The sequence below is a fragment of the Paenibacillus tepidiphilus genome (assembly GCF_008635795.1).
GTDB classification, from domain to species: Bacteria; Bacillota; Bacilli; order Paenibacillales; family Paenibacillaceae; genus Paenibacillus_AQ; species Paenibacillus_AQ tepidiphilus.
Map to the genome: position 1 here is coordinate 27157 of NZ_VWRQ01000014.1, position 21339 is coordinate 48495.

General features: G+C 52.9%; 18 protein-coding genes, 1 tRNA gene and 1 other RNA gene. 18 read left to right on the forward strand and 2 right to left on the reverse strand.

The features are described 5' to 3' along the window. The first annotated feature begins 101 nt into the window (after positions 1–101). From F1379_RS17930 to F1379_RS17965, 8 genes are all read left to right on the forward strand, one after another. Entirely contained in the window at positions 102–1052 is a 951-nt protein-coding gene (locus F1379_RS17930; protein ID WP_150272314.1) for an ROK family glucokinase, read from the forward strand. A 46-nt stretch (positions 1053–1098) separates the two neighbouring features. Further along, entirely contained in the window at positions 1099–1998 is a 900-nt protein-coding gene (rapZ, locus tag F1379_RS17935) for an RNase adapter RapZ (protein ID WP_150272316.1), read from the forward strand. Positions 1999–2054: 56 nt separating this feature from the next. After that, positions 2055–2987: a gluconeogenesis factor YvcK family protein gene (locus F1379_RS17940; protein WP_150272569.1), complete on the forward strand. Its 933-nt coding sequence runs from the start codon at positions 2055–2057 to the stop codon at positions 2985–2987. Between the two features lie 33 nt (positions 2988–3020). Then, positions 3021–3950: a DNA-binding protein WhiA gene (gene whiA, locus F1379_RS17945; protein ID WP_150272318.1), complete on the forward strand. Its 930-nt coding sequence runs from the start codon at positions 3021–3023 to the stop codon at positions 3948–3950. A 98-nt stretch (positions 3951–4048) separates the two neighbouring features. Then, positions 4049–4318 carry an HPr family phosphocarrier protein gene (locus tag F1379_RS17950; RefSeq protein ID WP_019914358.1) on the forward strand — a complete coding sequence of 90 codons (270 nt, stop codon included), beginning with the start codon at positions 4049–4051 and terminating at the stop codon, positions 4316–4318. A 266-nt stretch (positions 4319–4584) separates the two neighbouring features. Next, positions 4585–5343 carry an SIMPL domain-containing protein gene (locus F1379_RS17955; protein WP_150272320.1) on the forward strand — a complete coding sequence of 253 codons (759 nt, stop codon included), beginning with the start codon at positions 4585–4587 and terminating at the stop codon, positions 5341–5343. 281 nt (positions 5344–5624) lie between these two features. Next, complete coding sequence (locus F1379_RS17960; RefSeq protein WP_150272322.1) at positions 5625–6740, forward strand: PdaC/SigV domain-containing protein; 1116 nt, start codon at positions 5625–5627, stop codon at positions 6738–6740. Positions 6741–6930: 190 nt separating this feature from the next. Then, a complete protein-coding gene (locus F1379_RS17965; protein ID WP_150272324.1) occupies positions 6931–7575 on the forward strand; it encodes a GDSL-type esterase/lipase family protein in 645 nt (214 codons plus the stop codon). A 65-nt stretch (positions 7576–7640) separates the two neighbouring features. On the opposite strand, the gene clpP is transcribed toward F1379_RS17965, so the two are convergent. Together clpP and F1379_RS17975 are read right to left on the reverse strand one after the other, a co-directional pair. Then, positions 7641–8237, reverse strand: a complete 597-nt coding sequence (clpP, locus tag F1379_RS17970) for an ATP-dependent Clp endopeptidase proteolytic subunit ClpP (protein WP_150272326.1) — start codon at positions 8235–8237, stop codon at positions 7641–7643. Between the two features lie 190 nt (positions 8238–8427). Beyond that, positions 8428–8502, reverse strand: a tRNA-Arg gene (locus F1379_RS17975). Positions 8503–8785: 283 nt separating this feature from the next. Here F1379_RS17975 and F1379_RS17980 point away from each other — a divergent pair. From F1379_RS17980 to ssrA, 10 genes are all read left to right on the forward strand, one after another. Then, entirely contained in the window at positions 8786–9838 is a 1053-nt protein-coding gene (locus tag F1379_RS17980; protein WP_150272328.1) for a sugar-binding transcriptional regulator, read from the forward strand. Positions 9839–9954: 116 nt separating this feature from the next. Then, positions 9955–10965: a type I glyceraldehyde-3-phosphate dehydrogenase gene (gene gap / locus F1379_RS17985; RefSeq protein WP_150272330.1), complete on the forward strand. Its 1011-nt coding sequence runs from the start codon at positions 9955–9957 to the stop codon at positions 10963–10965. 110 nt (positions 10966–11075) lie between these two features. Then, on the forward strand, positions 11076–12257 hold the full coding sequence (locus tag F1379_RS17990) for a phosphoglycerate kinase (RefSeq protein WP_150272332.1): 1182 nt from the start codon (positions 11076–11078) through the stop codon (positions 12255–12257). A 25-nt stretch (positions 12258–12282) separates the two neighbouring features. Continuing rightward, on the forward strand, positions 12283–13038 hold the full coding sequence (gene tpiA, locus F1379_RS17995; protein ID WP_150272334.1) for a triose-phosphate isomerase: 756 nt from the start codon (positions 12283–12285) through the stop codon (positions 13036–13038). Between the two features lies 1 nt (position 13039). Beyond that, complete coding sequence (gene gpmI, locus F1379_RS18000; RefSeq protein WP_150272336.1) at positions 13040–14584, forward strand: 2,3-bisphosphoglycerate-independent phosphoglycerate mutase; 1545 nt, start codon at positions 13040–13042, stop codon at positions 14582–14584. Between the two features lie 59 nt (positions 14585–14643). Further along, positions 14644–15930, forward strand: coding sequence for a phosphopyruvate hydratase (gene eno / locus F1379_RS18005; protein ID WP_068721706.1), 1287 nt, complete (start codon positions 14644–14646; stop codon positions 15928–15930). Positions 15931–16111: 181 nt separating this feature from the next. Continuing rightward, positions 16112–16345: a preprotein translocase subunit SecG gene (gene secG / locus F1379_RS18010; RefSeq protein ID WP_150272338.1), complete on the forward strand. Its 234-nt coding sequence runs from the start codon at positions 16112–16114 to the stop codon at positions 16343–16345. Between the two features lie 312 nt (positions 16346–16657). Then, positions 16658–19441 (forward strand): ribonuclease R, encoded by a 2784-nt coding sequence (rnr, locus tag F1379_RS18015; RefSeq protein ID WP_150272571.1) that lies wholly within the window; start codon positions 16658–16660, stop codon positions 19439–19441. A 528-nt stretch (positions 19442–19969) separates the two neighbouring features. After that, complete coding sequence (gene smpB / locus F1379_RS18020) at positions 19970–20449, forward strand: SsrA-binding protein SmpB (RefSeq protein ID WP_150272340.1); 480 nt, start codon at positions 19970–19972, stop codon at positions 20447–20449. 278 nt (positions 20450–20727) lie between these two features. After that, positions 20728–21092: a transfer-messenger RNA gene (gene ssrA, locus F1379_RS18025) on the forward strand. Positions 21093–21339: the final 247 nt, after the last annotated feature.

Consider the following 21339-nt stretch of genomic DNA (forward strand, 5'->3'; position numbering starts at 1 on the left):
TCCACCCGGGTGTGTCGCCTTTCCTTGACCGGAGGGGAGGCTTCTATTATAGTGGGTACGTAGGATTAACTATTTTAGCATAGAAAAAGGTGGCTTGTTACATGTCTGAGAACATCTACGTTGGCGTGGATTTAGGCGGAACCACGATTAAGGTGGGGATCTGCAATGCCGAAGGCAAATTGCTGCATACTTACGAAGGACCTACGGGAACCGCCGACGGCGTCGATGCTGTAATCGATAACATCGAGAAGTATGTGCGCCAGATTGTGGAGGACTCCCCGTATTCCTGGGAGCAGCTTGCCGGCGTTGGGGCCGGTTTGGCCGGATTCACCAATATTCGTGAAGGCATCATCATTCTTGCGCCTAACATAGGATTTAGAGATGTGCCGATGCGCTCCATTCTGGAGACCCGGTTAAGCAAGCCAGTCAAAATAGATAACGACGCGAACGTGGCTGCTCTGGGTGAGGCTTGGAGCGGCGCAGGACGTGGAGTGGAGAACTGCGTCTGCTATACGCTGGGAACCGGCGTAGGCGGCGGTATCATCATTAACGGCAAGGTCTATCAAGGATTTGCCGGTCTGGCCGGTGAGCTGGGCCATATTTCCGTTGTGCCTGATCTGGAAGCCATTCAATGCGGCTGCGGCAACATGGGCTGCCTGGAAACCGTCTCCTCGGCAACCGGCATCATCCGTATGGCCAATGATGCTGTGGCACGCGGCGACCGCACTTCGCTCTCGCTCGTGGAGAAGATTGCGGCCAAGGAAGTATTCGACGCCGCCAAGGCCGGAGACGAAGTGGCACTGCGCATCGTCAACCGCGCTGCCTTCTATCTGGGCAAATCGATGGCTGCGGTAGCTGCCGTACTGAACCCTGAAGTGTTCATTGTCGGCGGCGGCGTTTCCAAAGCAGGCGATATTCTGTTCGATGAAGTGCGCCGCGTATTCGCCAAGCTGGCGCCTGAACCGCTTCAGAAGGGTGTAACCATCGTGCCTGCAGAGCTGGGCAATGATGCCGGTATTATTGGTGCCGCAGGTCTCCTGCTGCGTTCTTAATCGACGGGAATTATTCATATATTAACCTGTGGGGAGGGACGCGATCATGACCGAAATCGAGCAAATAGCGCCCGGCGGAGCCACCCTGATTATAATTACGGGGATGTCCGGTGCCGGCAAGACCATCGCCGTACAAAGCCTTGAGGATCTTGGCTTTTTCTGCGTCGACAATTTGCCGCCCGTTCTCATTCCGAAATTTGCCGAACTGATTGAGCAGTCCAAGGGCAAAATCGCCAAAGTGGCCCTGGTCATCGACCTTAGAGGAAGAGAGTTCTTTACGGCTTTGTCCGAATCGCTGGCCTATATCAAGACCGAGTCCAGCATCGGCTGCGAGATCCTCTTCCTGGACGCTACCGACTCGGTGCTTGTCCAGCGGTACAAAGAGAGCCGGCGACATCATCCGCTTGCTCCGAAGGGCATGCCGCTCGACGGTATCCGCCTGGAGCGTCAGATGCTGGAGGACCTGAAGAACTCGGCCACCCTGTGTCTGGATACCAGCAATATGAAGCCGGCGCAGCTGAAGGACAAAATCGTCTCGCGGTTCTCCCAGCTCGGCAAGAACACACTCTCCGTCAACATCACTTCATTTGGCTTCAAGTATGGCATTCCGATTGACGCCGACCTTGTATTTGATGTCCGTTTTCTGCCCAATCCGCATTATGTGGACCAGCTGCGCCCGAAGACAGGCCAAGACAGCGATGTATACGACTATGTAATGAAATGGCCTGAGACGCAAGCCTTCCTGACCAAGCTGCTGGATATGCTGCAATTCCTGATCCCCCAGTACCGCAAGGAGGGCAAGGCCCAGATTATTATCGGAATCGGCTGCACCGGCGGGAAACACCGCTCTGTAGCGATTGCGGAATACTTGGGCAGGATGCTCGGGGTCAGCGAAACGGAATCCGTATCGGTCAGCCATCGGGATTCCGAGCGTGATCGGCATTAGGAGAGAAGGGATCATTAGTGGCTAAGGAACAGATTGGGCATCCGCGCATTGTTGTCATGGGCGGCGGCACCGGGTTATCTGTCATGCTGCGCGGCCTCAAAGAGAAGCCGCTCGATATTACGGCCATCGTCACCGTGGCCGATGACGGCGGCAGCTCCGGCATCCTGCGCAGCGAACTGCAGATGCCGCCTCCCGGCGACATCCGCAACGTGCTGACGGCGATGGCCGATGTGGAGCCGCTGATGGCGCAAATTATGAAATACCGCTTCAGTGCCGGGGAGGGGCTGGCCGGCCACAGTCTCGGCAATTTGATTCTGGCTGCGCTTACAGATATTTCCGGAGACTTCGTTACAGCCGTCCGTGAGCTCAGCCGTCTGTTCGCCGTCCGCGGGCGGGTGCTGCCGGCGGCAGGGGAAGCAGTGGTCCTTCATGCGGAGATGGCGGACGGAACGATCATCACCGGGGAATCGAAGATTCCCGAAGCCGGCGGCAAGATCAAGCGGGTCTTCCTGGACCCGCCGGATGTGGAACCGCTGCCGGAGGCGCTTGAGGCCATTGCACAGGCAGATGCCATTCTGCTCGGACCGGGCAGCCTGTATACCAGCATCCTGCCGAACCTGCTTGTGCCAAAGCTGGCGGAGGCCGTGGTGGCTTCCAAGGCAATCAAGATTTTTGTCTGCAATGTCATGACCCAGCCCGGAGAGACGGACGATTATACGGTCAGCGACCATTTACAGGCAGTGTACGACCATATTGGCCTGAATCTATTCGATTATGTCATCGTCAATGACGGGGACATTCCGGAGCAGGTACAGATTAAATACGCCGAGAAGGGCGCGCGTCCGGTACAGCTTGACCGGGAAGCCCTGGATGGCAGGTATAAGGTTATTGCCGACAAGCTGGTATTGTTCAAGACCTATTTGAGGCATGATACCAATAAGCTGAGCCATCATATTTATCAGCTGGTGGAGAACTGGACTTCCAGATAACGATACTGAATTGACATGAAAGAGGTGAGCCCCTTGTCTTTTGCGGCCCTGACCAAAAAAGAGCTGACGATGGTGGAGAGCCAGCCTTGCTGCGAGAAAGCGGAGATGTCCGCATTGATCCGGATGAACGGGTCGGTACAGCTTTCGAGCAAAAAGGTGGTTCTCGACATCTCGACGGAAAATGCCGCGATTGCAAGACGGGTATATTCTTTGCTTAAGAAATATTACCAGGTCCATATCGAGCTGCTCGTGCGTAAAAAAATGCGTTTGAAGAAAAATAACGTTTATATCGTCCGGATTCCTACTTCCGTGCAGGAAATCCTGAAGGATTTGCGGATCGTCTCGGAAGGGTTCATCTTCACGGATGGCATCGACAACGAGATTGTCGCCAAGAACTGCTGCAAGCGCGCATATCTGCGCGGTGCGTTCATGGCCGGGGGCTCGGTCAACAATCCGGAGGGCTCTTCGTACCACCTGGAGATCGCTTCGATGTATGAGGAGCACTGCAAGGCGCTGGTTGAGCTGGCTGGGGAATTTCACCTGAATGCCCGCTGCATAGAGCGCAAAAAAGGATTCATCCTATACATCAAGGAAGGCGAGAAAATAATCGAGTTCCTCAGTCTGATCGGTGCCCACCAGGCTCTGTTCAAGTTCGAGGATGTGCGGATTATGCGCGACATGCGCAACTCCGTCAACCGCATCGTGAATTGTGAAACGGCAAACCTGAATAAGACGATCGGCGCTGCCGTGCGGCAGATTGAGAATATCAAGCTGCTGCAGCGCGAGATGGGACTGGAGAATCTGCCGGATAAGCTGCGCGAAGTGGCGGAAATCCGCCTGGCCCATCCGGAGATTAATCTGAAGGAAGTCGGCGAGATGCTGAAAGGCAATGTCAGCAAATCAGGTGTGAATCACCGCCTGCGCAAAATCGATGAGCTGGCTGAGAAGGTCCGGAACGGTTGAATTATTTTTTTTCTAGTGTGGAAGAAGTTATAATGATATAATATTATAAAATTAATGTGAAATTTTTGGGCAGATCTCAAATAGGGGGTAAGCGTTTCATGACAAAGCACCCGGTAGTTGTACGTTTGAAGACGGGGCTCCATGCTCGGCCGGCAGCGCTCTTCGTGCAGGAAGCCAACAAGTTTTCATCGGAAATCTTCGTGGAAAAAGACGATAAAAAAGTGAACGCCAAAAGCATCATGGGCATTATGAGCCTCGCGATCAGCTCCGGCACGGAGATTTATATCAGTGCGGACGGCGCTGATGCCGATCAGGCTGTAACCGCTTTGACCAGTCTTGTCAGCAAGGAAGAGCTGGAGAACCAGTAAATGTAAGCCTTAACTTTGTGTATAAGGAGAACATGGCTGTCCTCCTTCCGGGAGGCGGCCGTTTCTTCCAGGAATATAAGGACACTGGTGCATCAAGTAGATATAAGTTATCGAGTTTCGTATGAAGGCCCTGCGGGGCTTTTTTTTGTTTCTGCCTGCTCTAAAAATATTATTTTCTCAACGCAATCTGACATGCAACATTATCCATGCTGCTTCGTCTAAAGGATACCAAAACCAATTATGAAAGTTGAAAGGGGACACTAGTCATGAACAAATGGGGTAAAACTATCGGTGCTGTACTGCTTGCAAGCAGCTTGTTAGTAGGAGGAATGGCGTTGAACGGAGGGTTCAAGGGACCGGAGAAGGCTTATGCCGCTGAAGAGGTGCAGAAGAACATTGTAAGCGTGGTAGGTAAAGGCGAGTTGTCGATCAAGCCGGATGTGGTTTATCTGTCCATCGGAGTCAGCACATCGGCGGCTACGGCGGAAGAAGCCCAAAAGAACACCGGGGCGAAGATCTCCAAGATTACCGCACTGCTGAAGGGCACCTGGGGACTGGCCGACAAGGATATCAAAAGCACCCAATTCTATGTGCAGCCGAACTACAGCTACTCCGAGAAAGACGGACAGCAGGTCAAGGGCTACATCGCCCAGCATACTCTGGAGGTAACTTACCGTGACCTTGCCAAGGTTGGATCGCTGCTGGATGCCGTATCCACCGCTGGCGCCAACAATATCGGCAATGCCCGGTTCGCGATTGAAGATCCGTCCGCTTTTGAAGCACAGGTGATTGAGAAGGCCATGGCCAACGCGGATGTCAAAGCAGCGGCGATTGCCAAATCGGCCAAGCGCAGTCTGGGCCAGGTTGTCACTGTCATTCAGAATGATGACGGCAACAATCCGGTGACTTATCTGGAGACGGCAGCTATGAGCAAGTCTTCTGCGGATGCAAACGGGGCTACTTCGGTAGAAGCGGGCGAAGTGAAAGTAACCACCCGGCTCAGCGTAACCTATGAGCTGAAATAGGATTGAATTTTGTAGAGGAAGCGCAGAATCTGGCCGGTATGGCCGGGGCTGCGCTTCTTTCTTTTATCAGGAGTATGCGTGAAATCTCTCATATTGTTTAAAGAAAGGTTACATTCTTTTTTGCAAAATACGCCAACGCTTAAGAAACTGTAAAGTGCTTTGTAACAACCGCAGGTTAAGTTCTCTTTATAATGGAAAGAGTGAGACGGGGCCGAACGCCCTGGAAGCATTGGTACGACACATCTTGAACATCATAACTGCCAGTGGAAGGGGACGAAATTATGAATATTATGCTGAAGGAACAGATGCGTAAATGGAGTACAGGAGTATTAGCGGCGGGGTTGCTGCTGGGGGGCGGATTCCTGCCGGGAGATATCGGGCGGGCTGCGGCTGCCACTGCCACGCCTGCTGCGGCTCAGTCCAAAGCGGTGAATCCGGCAATCGTGCTGAAAGCGGACGGTAAGATCACAAAGCAAACAGGCCTGTATCAGGACGGCAAGGTTTGGATTCCGGTGACATTCCTGCGTGACTCGCTGGGCATGGGCATCTCTTACGACAAGGCGGAGAATGCTTACACCATCGGTAAAGGGTATAATCAAGTTCGGATCGAAATCGTGGAGTATGGAATAGCAACCTATGTGAATAACTATTTTCTCGGTGACTACAACGCCCGGTTGGTGAATAACCGTTTGTATGTACCGGTTGATTTGCTCAGCGATTTTCTGGGCTATAAAAGCGACCTCAGTCTCGCAACCGGCCGTCTGAATGTGCTGAAACATGCACAGAATGCGATTACGGTCACTACAGAGGTGTATGCCAATGATCGTGAGGATGCGCCCATCCGGATTGAATATCCGCAGATCAGCGGACTGGCAAGCAGTGAAGCGCAGCAGACCATTAATTCCACGATCAAGCAAAGCGTTCAGAAGTTCGCTGACGCTTCTAAAGAGCAAATCTCCCGCAAAGCCGAAGACGAGCGGCCTTACGAATTCGACGGCGGTTACGTCGTTACGTATAACCGGGATGGTGTGCTGAGCCTGGTGCTTGACCAATACAGCTATACGGGCGGTGCGCACGGCATGAGCTATCGTGATGCTTACACCTTCTCCCTGAAGGACGGCAAGCGCCTGCTGCTGGGCGATCTGTTCGGAGCCAACCCGAACTACAAGAAAGAGCTGAACGCCAAGCTCTCCAAGCAGCTGAAGGCTGAGGGCGGCTATCTGGGCGGCTTTACCGGACTGAACACGGAGAAATATTTCTACTTAAAAGATGGCAAGGCGGTGCTCTTCTTCCAGGTCTATGAATATACGGCCTATGCATCGGGCTTCCCGGAATTTGATTTCACTTTCAAGGAATTGCTGCCCGATGGAAGCAGTCCGTTTGCTAAGCTGAAATAAACTAGCCGAATAATCTAATTACCGGCAAGCCCTTTTCTCCTGTCCGGGAGCGAAGGGCTTGTTCTTTTATGGGAATCATACGAATCCGGGCCTGTTGCGTGGGAGGCGCAGTTATACCTGCCGTTACGCGTTCACCCTGTCCTTCATAAGCTGGAGTATAGAGCGGCTTATTAACGGGAGGAGGATACGGATGATGGGATATCACTATACGGCAATCGGGGATTCTTTGACGACGGGGTTCGGGGCGCTGCCGGGGAACGGGTTTGTTCCCGTGTACCGCAGGATGGCGGAAAGGCGTCTGCGCGCCCAGGTCAGCCTAACTAACCTGGGTGTAAACGGTCTGACTACAGAGGGTCTCGAACAGCGGCTAAAGAGCGATTATCATTACCGAATGGCGATTCGGGATGCTGATCTGATCACGATCTCCATAGGCGGCAACGACCTGATCAAGGCGGCCAAGGCGGCGGGAGGGCGTCCCGGAGAGTTATCCCCGCTTCTGCAGAAAGCGCTCAGAAATTGTAAACGGAATTACGGAGATATCATGGGCACGATTACCCAACTGAAGGCGGGTCTGCGCAAGCCTTACATTATCCGTATCGTAGGGCTATACAATCCTTACCCGCAAGTGGATGAAGCCACGGACTGGGTGCGGGCGTTTAACCGTTACGTGGCAGGCTACAGCAGTCCGGTATGCGGATTTGCCCCGGTATATCGGGAGTTTGCCGGCAATGAGCAGGCGCTCTTGTTCATTGACCATCTGCATCCCAATGGACGGGGATACCAGGTCATTGCGAATAAGCTGAATGAACTTGGGTATGGAAGGCTGGGACACTGATGTGTAACAAAAAACAGGCTGCCTGGACCATGATGGTCTGGGCAGCCTGTTGATGTTCTTGCCGATTATACGCCTGCGGGCAGTGTCTTCTCGATGACCTTGTCGACGATACCGTATTCGGCGGCGTCGGCTGCGCTCATGAAGTAGTCGCGGTCTGTGTCCTTCTCAATGCGTTCCAGCGGCTGGCCGGTACGCTCGGAGAGGATGCGGTTCAGCTTGTCGCGCAGCTTCAGGATGCGGCGGGCGCGGATTTCGATATCCGTAGCCTGGCCTTGGGCGCCGCCCAGAGGCTGGTGGATCATAATTTCGCTGTTCGGCAGGGCGAAGCGCTTGCCCTTGGCGCCGGCATTCAGCAGGAATGCACCCATCGAAGCGGCCATGCCGACACAGATGGTCGATACATCCGGCTTGATGTATTGCATGGTATCAAAGATCGCCATACCGGCTGTGATCGAACCGCCGGGGCTGTTGATGTACAAGTGAATATCCTTCTCCGGGTCCTCGGCGGCCAGGAAAAGCATTTGTGCGATGATGGAATTGGCTACCACGTCATTAACCTCTGTTCCAAGGAAAATGATGCGGTCCTTCAGCAGGCGGGAATAGATGTCATAAGCGCGCTCGCCGCGGTTGCTTTGTTCTACTACCATAGGAATATAACTCACGTGGAAAACCTCCTTGAATTGGTTCTTCGTATGTGTTCATTTTTACTGTTACCGTATTAACCACATGATAAACAAATTCAAACAAAAAGTCAAAGAAAGTCAAACTTAGTTTCAAAAAAAAGAGCCATCTCATGGCTCTTTGGTTAATAACAATTATCGGCTGCTAAATTATGTACAAATGTGTAAATAATGGCGCGCCCGCCAAGAATCGAACTTGGATCTCAGGCTTCGGAGGCCTACGTCATATCCATTGGACCACGGGCGCAACAGAAATTATTATAATATACTTTTTATCGGAATGCAACATTGTAATTAAGCCGTTAAATAAAATTCTTCGTCTCTTTTCTTTGGACAAGCTTACTGAAGCTGAGCCGTACCGGGTGACGGGGATGTATAAGATGAAAACGGGTGGTGAATTATACTCTCGGAAGACTTGCACTCCGCGTGAGATTTGGGTAGAATATGGGTGGGACTTAAAAAGTTAACCCGGGACATTTTGAGACCACGAACAAGGGAATAGAGAAAGACGAAGTTGCAGGAGTGAAAGCATGCGTAATTTATTGGAAATCCAAAAGCAGCTTCTGCCTGATCTCATGGAAACCCTTAAGAGACGGTACACGATTCTACATCAGATCATGCTCTCCGATATTATCGGGCGCAGGACGCTGGCAGCATCGCTGGATATGACCGAGCGTGTGCTGCGCGCCGAGACGGATCTTCTGAAATCGCAAGGGCTTATTGAGATCGAAAGTGTCGGCATGCGTATCAGCGATGCCGGGCGCAGGCTGTTAGACCTGCTGGAGCCGATCGCCAAGAGCCTGTTTGGCCTGGATGATCTGGAAGAGAAGATCCGCACCACGTATAGTTTAAGCAAAGTTATTGTAGTCCCCGGCGATTGCGAGACTTCGCCGTTTACGAAGCGGGAATTGGGGCGCGCAGGCGCCAGGGCACTGCTGGGAGTGCTGCACGGGAACGATACCGTTGCCGTGACAGGAGGAACAACGCTGGCCGAAGTAGCCGATCAGCTAACGCCTCCGCTGTCCTTGTCCTATAAGAGCGCATGGTTTGTACCGGCGCGCGGCGGACTGGGAGAGAGCATGGAAATTCAGGCCAACACAATCGCTTCGACCATGGCCAAACGGCTTGGCGCCAACTACCGGCTGCTGCATGTGCCGGATCTGCTCGGCGAAGATGCCTATCAGTCGCTGGCGATGGACGTTAACATCGGAGAGATTGTCCAGATTATCCGCAAATCCCGTATTATCGTACATGGCATCGGGGATGCCTTGGAGATGACCAGGCGCCGCAGGCTGGATGAGACTACAGTGGCCGAGATCCAGGGTGAAGGTGCGGTGGCCGAATCGTTCGGTTATTATTTTAATGAAGAAGGCCAGGTTGTCCATACGATGCTGACGATGGGTCTGCGGCTTGAAGATATTGTCCGCACCGAGGTCGTCATCGGCATAGCCGGCGGCAAGCGCAAGGCCAAGGCCATTCACGCTATGCTGCGCTTCGGCCAGGAGGACATTCTCGTCATTGATGAGGCGGCCGCTGTCGAAATCGGCAAAGAAATCGACAAGCAGCTACAGCAAGTGCTATAGATCCCAGATTATGGGGAGCAATCGCTGATATTATGCATTATACTTAACATGTTGTCTTGACGGGCCTAATCCGCCGGTCTTGAATAAATAAAACGAAATCTAGGAGGAACTATTCAATGAGTGTAAAAGTTGGTATTAATGGTTTTGGTCGTATTGGACGCCTCGCATTCCGTCGTATTCAAAATGTAGAAGGTATCGAAGTGGTGGCCATCAATGACCTGACTGACGCTAAGATGCTCGCTCATTTGCTTAAATATGATACAACTCAAGGTAAATTCCAGGGAGACGTTGAAGTTCATGACGGCTTCTTCAAAGTAAACGGCAAGGAAGTAAAAGTTCTGGCTAACCGCAACCCTGAAGAACTGCCATGGGGCGACCTGGGCGTTGACATCGTTCTGGAATGCACAGGCTTCTTCACAACTAAAGAAGCAGCTGAGAAGCACCTCAAAGGCGGAGCTAAGAAAGTAGTTATCTCTGCTCCAGCTACAGGCGACATGAAGACTGTTGTATACAATGTCAACCATGACATTCTCGACGGTTCTGAAACTGTAATCTCCGGCGCATCTTGCACAACGAACTGCCTGGCTCCTATGGCTAAAGTTCTGAACGACAAGTTCGGTATCGTAGAAGGCCTGATGACTACAATCCACGCTTACACTGGCGACCAGAACACACTGGATGCTCCACATGCCAAAGGCGACTTCAGACGCGCACGTGCCGCTGCTGAGAACATCATCCCTAACACTACAGGTGCTGCTAAAGCCATCGGCCTGGTTATCCCTGAGCTGAAAGGCAAGCTGGACGGCGCTGCTCAACGTGTGCCTGTACCAACAGGTTCCCTGACTGAGCTGGTTACTGTTCTGAACAAGAGCGTAACTGCAGAAGAAATCAATGCAGCCATGAAGGAAGCTTCCGATCCGGAAACTTACGGCTACACTGAAGACGAAATCGTATCCTCCGACATCAAGGGTATCACTTTCGGTTCCCTGTTCGATGCTACTCAAACTAAAGTGCTGACTGTTGGCGACAAACAACTGGTTAAGACTGTTGCTTGGTACGACAACGAAATGTCCTACACTGCACAGCTGGTTCGCACTTTGGAACACTTCGCAAAACTGGCTAAGTAATAACGATTGCCTATAAGCAGCATCTATAGAGCGGAAACAGAAATTCCTTGTTTCCGCTCTTTCTGAATGGATTCGTAAGAAACCAATTTGGGTGTGGAGGATATATAATCATGAACAAAAAAAGTGTGCGTGATGTAGAAGTTAAAGGCAAACGCGTATTCGTGCGCGTGGATTTCAACGTGCCGGTAGAAGACGGTAAAATCACCGACGATACCCGTATCCGTGAAACCCTGCCAACCATTAAGTACCTGATCGAGAACGGCGCAAAAATCATCCTGGCCAGCCATATGGGACGTCCAAAGGGTCAATTCGTTGATTCCATGCGTCTTACAGGTGCTGCTGAACGTCTCTCCGAGCTGCTCGGCAAGCCGGTAGCCAAGGCTGATGAAGCCATCGGCGAAGCGGTTAAAGCGCAGATCGCTGAACTGAACGAAGGCGACGTATTGGTGCTGGAGAATGTCCGCTTCTACCCTGGGGAAGAGAAGAACGATCCGGAGCTGGCGAAGCAATTCGCCGAGCTGGCTGATCTGTTCGTCAACGATGCATTCGGCGCGGCTCATCGTGCGCATGCTTCGACAGAAGGCATTGCCCACCATCTGCCGGCAGTATCCGGTCTCCTGATGGAGAAGGAACTGTCCGTACTGGGCAAAGCTCTTTCGAACCCTGAGCGTCCGTTCACTGCCATCATCGGCGGTTCCAAGGTTAAGGACAAGATTGACGTCATCAACAACCTGCTCACTTTGGCTGACAACGTATTGATCGGCGGCGGCCTTTCCTATACATTCACCAAAGCTCAAGGCCATGAAATCGGCGAATCCCTAGTGGACAACGAGAAGCTCGACGTTGCTCTCGGATTCATCGAGAAAGCCAAGGAGCTGGGCAAGAACTTCCTGCTTCCTGTTGACGTAGTGGTTGCCGACAAGTTCGGTGCCGATGCCAACACCAAGATTGTAGACGTAACTGAAATTCCTGCAGACTGGCAGGGTCTGGACATCGGTCCTAAGACTCGTGAGCTGTATGCCGACGTGATCAAAAACTCCAAATTGGTTGTCTGGAATGGACCAATGGGCGTATTTGAAATCGACATCTTTGCCGAAGGCACCAAGGCAGTAGCGCAGGCTTGCGCAACGACCGAAGGTTACACTGTTATCGGCGGCGGCGATTCCGCGGCTGCTGCAGAGAAATTCCAGCTGGCCGACCAAATGGATCATATCTCCACCGGCGGCGGCGCATCCCTCGAATTCATGGAAGGCAAAGCACTTCCTGGCGTAGTGGCACTGAACGACAAGTAAGACCAGAAGGAGGCAATGCAAGACTATGAGTAGAACCCCAATTATCGCCGGTAACTGGAAGATGTTCAAAACCGTACCGGAAGCCGAAAGCTTCATCGCCGAAGTTAAAGGTGCGGCTGAAGTAGAAGGCGTGGAAACCGTAATTTGCGCACCGTTCACAAACCTGCCGGCACTTACAGCAGCTGTGAAGGGCACAACAATCAAAATTGGTGCACAAAATCTGCACTTTGAAGATAATGGTGCATACACAGGCGAAATCAGCGGTGTAATGCTGAAGGACCTGGGCGTAGAGTATGTTATCATTGGACACTCCGAGCGCCGGGCGTACTTCGCGGAAACTGACGAAATCGTCAACAAGAAAATGCATGCGGCATTCCGTCACGGCATCACACCGATTGTCTGTGTAGGCGAAAAGCTCGAAGAGCGCGAAGCTGATCAGACCAAAGATGTGTGCAAGGTGCAAACCGAAGCTGCTTTTGCAGGTCTGAGCGCTGAACAGGCTGCACAGGTAGTTATCGCTTATGAGCCTATTTGGGCCATCGGCACTGGCAAGTCCTCGACTTCCCAGGATGCCAATGAGGTTATTGCTTACATCCGTACGCTGGTTAAGGGTCTGTACGATCAAGCAACCGCGGATGCTGTCCGTATCCAGTACGGCGGCAGCGTGAAGCCTGAGAACGTAACGGAGTATATGAGTCAAAGCGACATCGACGGCGCGCTCGTCGGCGGTGCCAGCCTGCAGCCTGCTTCCTTCGTTTCACTCGTTGAGGGGGCGAAGTAAGATGGCAGCACCAAGACCGGTAGCCCTGATCATCATGGACGGATTCGGGCTGCGCAACACGGATGAAGGCAACGCCGTTGCCCAAGCCAACAAACCGAACTACGACCGTTACCTGAAGCAATATCCGAACACTACACTTACCGCGAGCGGTGAAGCTGTAGGTCTGCCTGAAGGACAAATGGGCAACTCCGAAGTAGGTCACCTGAATATCGGTGCAGGCCGCATTGTATACCAGGACCTGACCCGTATCGACAAGTCGATCCGCGACGGAGAGTTCTTTGATAACGAAACGCTCGTCGCTGCGGTGAGAAATGCCAAATCGACCGGTAAAAAGCTGCACCTGTACGCGCTTGTCTCTGACGGCGGGGTGCACAGCCACATCAATCACCTGTTCGCAATGCTGGATCTGGCCAAGAAAGAAGATATGCCTGAAGTATTCATTCATGCCTTCATGGACGGCCGGGACGTACCTCCGGACAGCGGACAGAAGTTTGTCCAAGCGCTGATCGCGAAGATTGAAGAAGTGGGCGTAGGCACTATCGCTACCGTATCCGGCCGTTACTACGCGATGGACCGCGACAAACGCTGGGAGCGTGTAGAGAAGGCTTACCGCGCCATGGTTTACGGCGAAGGCCCGAAATATACCGACGCACTGCAGGCCATTACTGCTTCTTACCAGAATTCAGTGTATGATGAATTTGTTGAGCCAAGCGTAATTGTCGACAATGAAGGTAACCCGGTAACGAAAGTGGAAAGCGGCGATTCCGTCGTGTTCCTCAACTTCCGTCCGGACCGTGCCATTCAGCTGTCGCAGGTGTTCACCAACTCGGACTTCCGCGGTTTTGACCGTGGGCCGTTGTTCCCGCAGAATCTGCATTTTGTATGCTTGACCACCTTCAGTGAGACTGTTCAGGGGTATGTGGCTTATTCGCCGAAGAACCTGGACAATACGCTGGGCGAAGTGCTGGTACAGCAGAACAAGAAGCAGCTGCGCATTGCGGAGACCGAAAAGTATCCGCATGTTACCTTCTTCTTCAGCGGCGGACGCGATGAGGAGCTGCCGGGTGAAACCCGCATCCTGATCAACTCGCCGAAAGTGGCAACCTATGACCTCAAGCCTGAGATGAGCGCATACGAAGTGGCGGCGGCCTGCGTAGCGGAAATCGAAGCTGAGAGACAGGATGCCATCATCCTCAACTTTGCCAATCCTGATATGGTAGGCCATTCCGGTATGCTGGAGCCTACAATCAAGGCGGTTGAAGTGACCGATGAGTGTGTAGGCAAGGTTGTTGACGCTGTTGTCGCCAAGGGCGGCGTAGCGATCATCATTGCCGACCACGGCAACGCCGATATGGTATTCGACGAGGAAGGCCGTCCGTTTACGGCGCATACGACCAATCCGGTTCCGTTCATCGTCACCAGCGAGAACGTGGTTCTGCGTGAGTCCGGCATTCTTGCCGATGTAGCCCCAACCATTCTTGATCTGATGGGACTTCCGCAGCCTGCGGAAATGACCGGCCAATCCATGATTGCCAGCCGTAAATAATGGAAACAGCTATACTTAAGGTACAACCCAAATCAAACGTTTAAAGGAGATTAACTTACATGACTATTATTTCTGATGTGTATGCACGCGAAGTCCTTGACTCCCGCGGTAACCCTACTGTAGAGGTTGACGTTTACCTGGAATCCGGCGCTAAAGGCCGCGCTATCGTTCCTTCCGGTGCTTCCACTGGCGCTCATGAAGCTGTAGAGCTTCGTGACGGCGACAAATCCCGTTACATGGGCAAAGGCGTTCTGAAAGCTGTTGAGAACGTAAACGAAATCATCGCTCCAGAAGTAATCGGTATGGACGCTCTTGACCAAGTGGGCATCGACAAGCTGATGATCACGCTGGACGGAACTCCTAACAAAGGCAAGCTGGGCGCTAACGCAATCCTGGCTGTATCCATGGCAGTAGCTCGCGCAGCTGCAGCAGCTCTGGATATTCCTTTGTACGTATACCTGGGCGGATTCAACGCTAAAGCACTGCCAGTACCAATGATGAACATCATCAACGGTGGTGAGCATGCCGACAACAACATCGACGTTCAAGAGTTCATGGTTCTGCCAGTAGGCGCTCCAAGCTTCAAAGAAGCTCTGCGTACAGGTGCTGAAATCTTCCACAACCTGAAATCCGTACTGCAGTCCAAAGGCCTGAACACAGCTGTAGGTGACGAAGGCGGCTTCGCTCCTAACCTTGGTTCCAACGAAGAAGCAATCACTACAATCATCGAAGCGATCGAAAAAGCCGGTTACAAACCAGGCGTTGACGTATTCCTGGGTATGGACGTTGCTTCCACTGAGTTCTACAAAGATGGCAAGTACACACTTGCTGGCGAAGGCAAATCCTACACTTCCGCTGAGTATGTTGACCTGCTGGCTTCCTGGGTTGAGAAGTACCCAATCATCACCATCGAAGACGGTATGTCCGAAGACGACTGGGAAGGCTGGAAGCTGCTCACTGAAAAATTGGGCGACAAAGTTCAATTGGTTGGTGACGACCTGTTCGTTACTAACACTGAGCGTCTTGCTACAGGTATCGAAAAAGGTATCGGTAACTCCATCCTGGTTAAGGTTAACCAGATTGGTACACTGACTGAAACTTTCGATGCTATCGAAATGGCTAAACGTGCCGGCTACACTGCTGTTATCTCCCACCGTTCCGGTGAGTCCGAAGACAGCACCATCGCTGACATCGCTGTTGCTACCAACGCTGGCCAGATCAAAACGGGTGCTCCTTCCCGTACAGACCGTGTTGCCAAGTACAACCAATTGCTTCGCATCGAAGACGAACTGGGTGAACTGGCTCAATACAACGGCCTGAAATCCTTCTACAACCTCAAAAGATAAGAAGTAAGCCGATAACGGACACCCCGCAGCCATGCGTATGGCTGCGGGGTGTTTTTGTGTAACCACAGGCAAGAAATATTGTACTCCTTGCAGGTATGTGATATACTAAGAATGCTGTTTATGAGACGAGAACTCTATTTTAGTATAGATAGCGATGCTCGCACGTAGGAGGTGGAAGTGAATGGATATCTTTTTGAAAATTGTGCTTCTTATTTTTGCCGTAGGCCTGATTGCGGTCGTTCTTCTGCAGAAAGGGAAAAGCGCGGGTCTCTCCGGTGCCATCTCCGGCGGTGCTGAGCATCTTTTTGGCAAGACCAAGGCGCGTGGTATGGAGCTTGTGCTGCAGCGTGTAACGGTTGGACTTGCAGCTGGCTTCTTCATTATGTCGATTGTCGTAGCCATTTTTGTAGATTAATTGTAGCTGTTAAGCCTTCGCCTCATTCGATTCCGGATGGGGTGGGGGCTTTTTTGATGGCTGAGGACCCCTGCAAAGTGTTTGGCTTGGCTGTTAGGCCCGGCTTCGCTTTGCGGGGTTGTTTTATATATGGGCCATGATAGGAGCTTTAGCGGCGGTTTATTGACTTGCAGGGATGCAAGGGATTGATTTCGTGTATACTAGGGTATGAGTATAGAGAGGTAATATTTGCTTGAGGAGCAACAGAAGACGAGGCAATACATATCATTGCCGGCAGCCGGAAGTGGCTGCGAAAGGGCCGAGGTGAAGAGATTGATTACACAGGATACATTACTCGATTTTATGCGGGAAACCGCTTATAAACCGCTGACTTATGACGAGTTGGTCGGTCATTTTGAAATAGAGGACAGCGAGGCGTTCAAGGCCTTCGAGGAGCTTCTGAGAGAGCTTGAGCAAGACGGGCGGGTTGTGCTTACCCGGGGCGGGCGCTACGGGGTGCCGGAACGGATGGATATGCTGCGCGGGAGACTGCAAGCCCATGCGAAGGGATTTGCTTTTCTGATTCCCGACGACCGGGACCATCCCGATATATACGTTCACGCCAATGACCTCAAAGGAGCCATGAACGGCGACATTGTACTGGTGCGGATTACTTCTAAGAGTCCTTCCGGCGGACGGATGGAAGGGGAAGTTGTGCGGATCGTCAAGCGTGGCGTGCTGCAGACCGTCGGTGTGTTCCAGAGCTTTGAAACCTACGGCTTCGTGCTGCCGGATGACAAGCGGATTAACCGTGATATTTTTGTGCCGAAGCAGTCCTTTATGGGAGCCGTTGACGGTGAAAAGGTTGTAGTCCGCATCGTCAACTATCCGGAAGGACGGGCGGCAGCCGAAGGGGAGATTATTGAGATTCTCGGACATAAGGATGATCCGGGTATTGATATTCTGTCAGTGATCCGCAAGCATCAGCTTCCTGAGGCTTTTCCGGCGGAAGTGATGCAGGAAGCGGAAGCGGCACCGGACTCCATTACCGAAGAGGAGATCATCCAGCAGGGCCGGCGCGATCTGCGCGGACTGAATATCGTGACGATTGACGGGGCTGACGCCAAGGACTTGGATGACGCTGTCAATGTTGAGCGGCTGGAGAACGGTCACTACAAGCTGGGTGTGCATATCGCCGATGTCGGCTACTACGTGCGTGAAGGCTCCGAGCTGGATAAAGAGGCTTATGCCCGCGGCTGCAGCGTCTATCTGGTGGACCGTGTGATTCCGATGCTGCCGCATCGCCTGTCTAACGGGATCTGCAGCTTGAACCCGCAGGTGGACCGGCTGACCTTGTCCTGTGAGATGGAGTTCAACGAGCACATGAAGGTTGTGAAGCATGATGTCTTCACCAGTGTGATCCGGACCAAGGAGCGGATGACCTATGCCAATGTGCGCAAAATCCTGGAGGACGAAGATCCGGAGCTGCTGGAGCGTTATAAGCCGCTGATTCCCGACTTCCACCTGATGAAGGAGCTGGCGATGAAGCTGCGCGGTGCGCGGATGCGCCGGGGAGCGGTGGATTTTGATTTTGAAGAGAGCAAGATCATTGTCGACGAGAACGGTAAAGCTGTCGATATCGTCAAGCGTGAGCGTTCGGTGGCCGAGCAGATCATTGAAGAGTTCATGCTGGCTGCCAATGAGACAGTAGCGGAGCATTTCCACTGGCTGAAGGTACCGTTCCTGTACCGGATTCACGAGGACCCGGATCAGGAGAAGCTGCAGAACTTCATGGCTTTTGCGGCCAATTTCGGTTACCACATCAAGGGGCGCGGCAACGCCGTGCATCCGCGTGCGCTACAGAGCCTGCTGGAAGATATTCAGGGCACCAAGGAGCAGACGGTTATCAGTACGATGATGCTGCGTTCGATGAAGCAGGCTAAATATGATGCGGAGAGTACAGGCCACTTTGGCTTGGCCGCCGAATACTACAGCCATTTCACATCGCCGATCCGCCGTTATCCCGATCTGGTGATTCACCGGGTGATCCGGGAAGTTCTGGAGAGCGGAGGGGCGCTGAACCAGAAGCGCCATGATTATCTGGCGAGCCGGATGCCGGACATTGCCCAGCAGTCCTCTGAGCGTGAGCGCGTCGCGGTTGAAGCGGAACGTGATACCGAGCAGCTCAAGAAGGCGGAATATATGCAGGACAAGGTCGGCGAGGAATTCGACGCCATGATCAGCAGTGTGACCAGCTTCGGGATGTTCATCGAGCTGGAGAATACGGTGGAGGGTCTGGTGCGGCTGAGCGCCTTGACCGACGATTATTACCACTTCGACGAAGCCCATATGATGCTGATCGGCGAACGCACTTCGAAGCTGTTCCGTATCGGCGACGAGGTTAAGATCCGCGTTGCCAAGGTCAATATGGACGACCACACCATCGACTTCGAGCTGGTCGACATGAAGCCGCGCGCGGCGGGCGAGCACCGCAGCTACGGCGGCGGCGGCCGCGGCGGCAAAGGCGGCCGACCGGGCGCAGGCGGCTTCGGCAAGCCGCCTAAGGGCAAAGCCGCCGCAGGCAAGGGCCGCGGCGGTAAAGGCAAGCCCGGCAGCGGCGTAGCTGCGGCGGGCAAGGGCCGTGGCGGCAGCGTGGCTGCTGCCGCAGGCAAGGGCAAGCCCGGCGCTGCCCAGCGCGCCGGCGAAGCGCCTGCAGCCGCGGGCAGCGGCCGCGGGCAGCAGGGGCGCGGCCCGGCGGAGGCCGCGCGCAGAGCGTTCGCCGCGCTGAACGGCGGCGAGGCTGCGGATGCGCCGCGTGAGCGCAGCGGCGGCAGTGCCGGAAGCGGTGCCGGGGGACGCGGCATCAGCTTCGGCTTTGGCTCCGGCAAGGGCGGCTATGGCGCCCATGGCGGGAGCGAGCTGCCGGGTGTCGACGCGAACACCCGGTTCCGCAGCCGCGAGGACCTCGGAGGCGGCTTCCGCTCCGAGGGACCGGGCGGCCCGGAGGGCAAGGGCCGCCGCAAGAAGAGCAAGGGCGGCGTCTTCATCAGCCCTGATGTGACGCCTGGCGGTGGAGAAGGCGGCGGCGGTGGACGCCGCAAGAAGAAGAAGCGGTGATCCAGCCGCTTCTATAATAGGCTGCCACTGCAAGGTGAAGCTTGCAGTGGTCTTCAAGCGATTCTGCGCGGTTTCCTGTGAGGGAGCCGCGCTTTTTAGTTGATCAGAGCGATAGCGTTCGCCTTTTCACGGACCGGAAGTCTAAACATTCCCCACAGTTACGGCCAATATTATAATTTCATAGGATCAGCTTATATAAATAGGTAACCTGAAGACAACATCCCGGTGTAAACACGCTTTATCTGGGTAATAAGCGAGCAAGCGAACGATTACCTTGCTATAGGCCCCGAGAAAAATGGTTTTGGTTATGCTTTAATGGTATAATTTAATGGAGTGCGGGCTGAAATTCTCTCACTTCCTGACATACTGTTGTCAAATTGGCGTCAATGTGGCAGATGGAGAGCTGCCTTGCTTTACCCCGTTTTGTTTTGATACAATATAGATCTGACACTTGGATGAATTGTCTTTGTCTGCTCCTAGAGATACGGATTCATCCGGTATTGAAATATGATTCGAGGAGTGGTCGTCATGGGTAAAAAAGCCGAAGGGAAAGTGCTCGCCCAGAACAAAAAAGCTTCCCATGATTATTATATTGAGGACACCTATGAAGCCGGCCTGATTCTGACGGGCACGGAGATCAAATCGCTGCGTAACGGCCGCGCGAACATCGGCGACGCTTTTGCTACGATCCGCAACGGTGAGATTTTTGTGCACAATATGCACATCAGTCCATTCGAGCAGGGCAACCGCTCCAATCCTTCCGATCCGACCCGTACGCGCAAGCTGCTGATGCACAAAGAGCAGATTCACAAGCTGCTGGGACAGTCCAAGCGTGAGGGCTTTACCATCGTGCCGCTCAAGGTTTATGTGCGCAATGGGTATGCCAAGCTGCTGATTGGCCTCGGTAAAGGGAAGAAGGAATACGACAAGCGCGATTCCGCCGCCAAACGCGACGCTCAGCGCGATATCCAGCGTGCTTTGCGCGACAAGCAGAAGATTGCAAGGTAATCCAGTGAAGACGGGATAACATCGGAGGATACTTTACAAGCTTGAAACGGTCTACTATACGTATCCGCCGAGACTGGTAAAGTGTCTGCCGTACACTGTTACCTGCTGTACCAGGATCCACCTGCAATTCCTTTAACCTTCGTGTTAAAGTTCTGCTGAATATGTTATAATAAATTCTGTTAGTGAGCTTTCTGCTTCAGATATGGCTTCTTCACCAAGAAGCTGTGGACCAACTTGCTTGACTGGTCCGCCTGATCCGAAGCGCCCTTTTATAATGAGGGGCCGTTCTTGGATTCGACGGGGGTAGTTCGAGCATGGGTAGCGAGTAGTGGGGACGCGTCCGCTTCATCAACGCTAAAGCCTATTAAACGGCAAACAAAACAACAACTACGCTTTCGCAGCTTAATAACCTGTGTGCGTGCTTCTACCCTGCATCGCCCATGTGACAGGGATAGGGGCTAACAAGTAGTGGGATACGCTGTCTGGTCTCCGCCTGGGGTCAGCAGAAGAAGATAATCAGGCTGACCCAACGTATAGCCGGTTACGGGGCGATACTCGGGTGACATCAAAACTGTGACTACACTCGTAGAAGCTTATGTGGCGTTACCTTCGGACAGGGGTTCGACTCCCCTCGGCTCCATATGGAGTATCATCTAAAGACACCTTGAAGGGTGTCTTTTTTCATTTCAGCAAATGTATTGTTCAATGTGGTGGTGTAGATAAGCAGATGTTTGGGGTTAACTTGGAGGGGGATTTCAGAATCAACCGAAACAAAAAAATAAACCCCTTGAGATTATTTAATCTCAGGGGTTGTATGTATATTTTTCTCAAGACCTTATTCAACATCATAACAGACTGGGTATTATAAGTCTATATTTTTTTCTGGGATT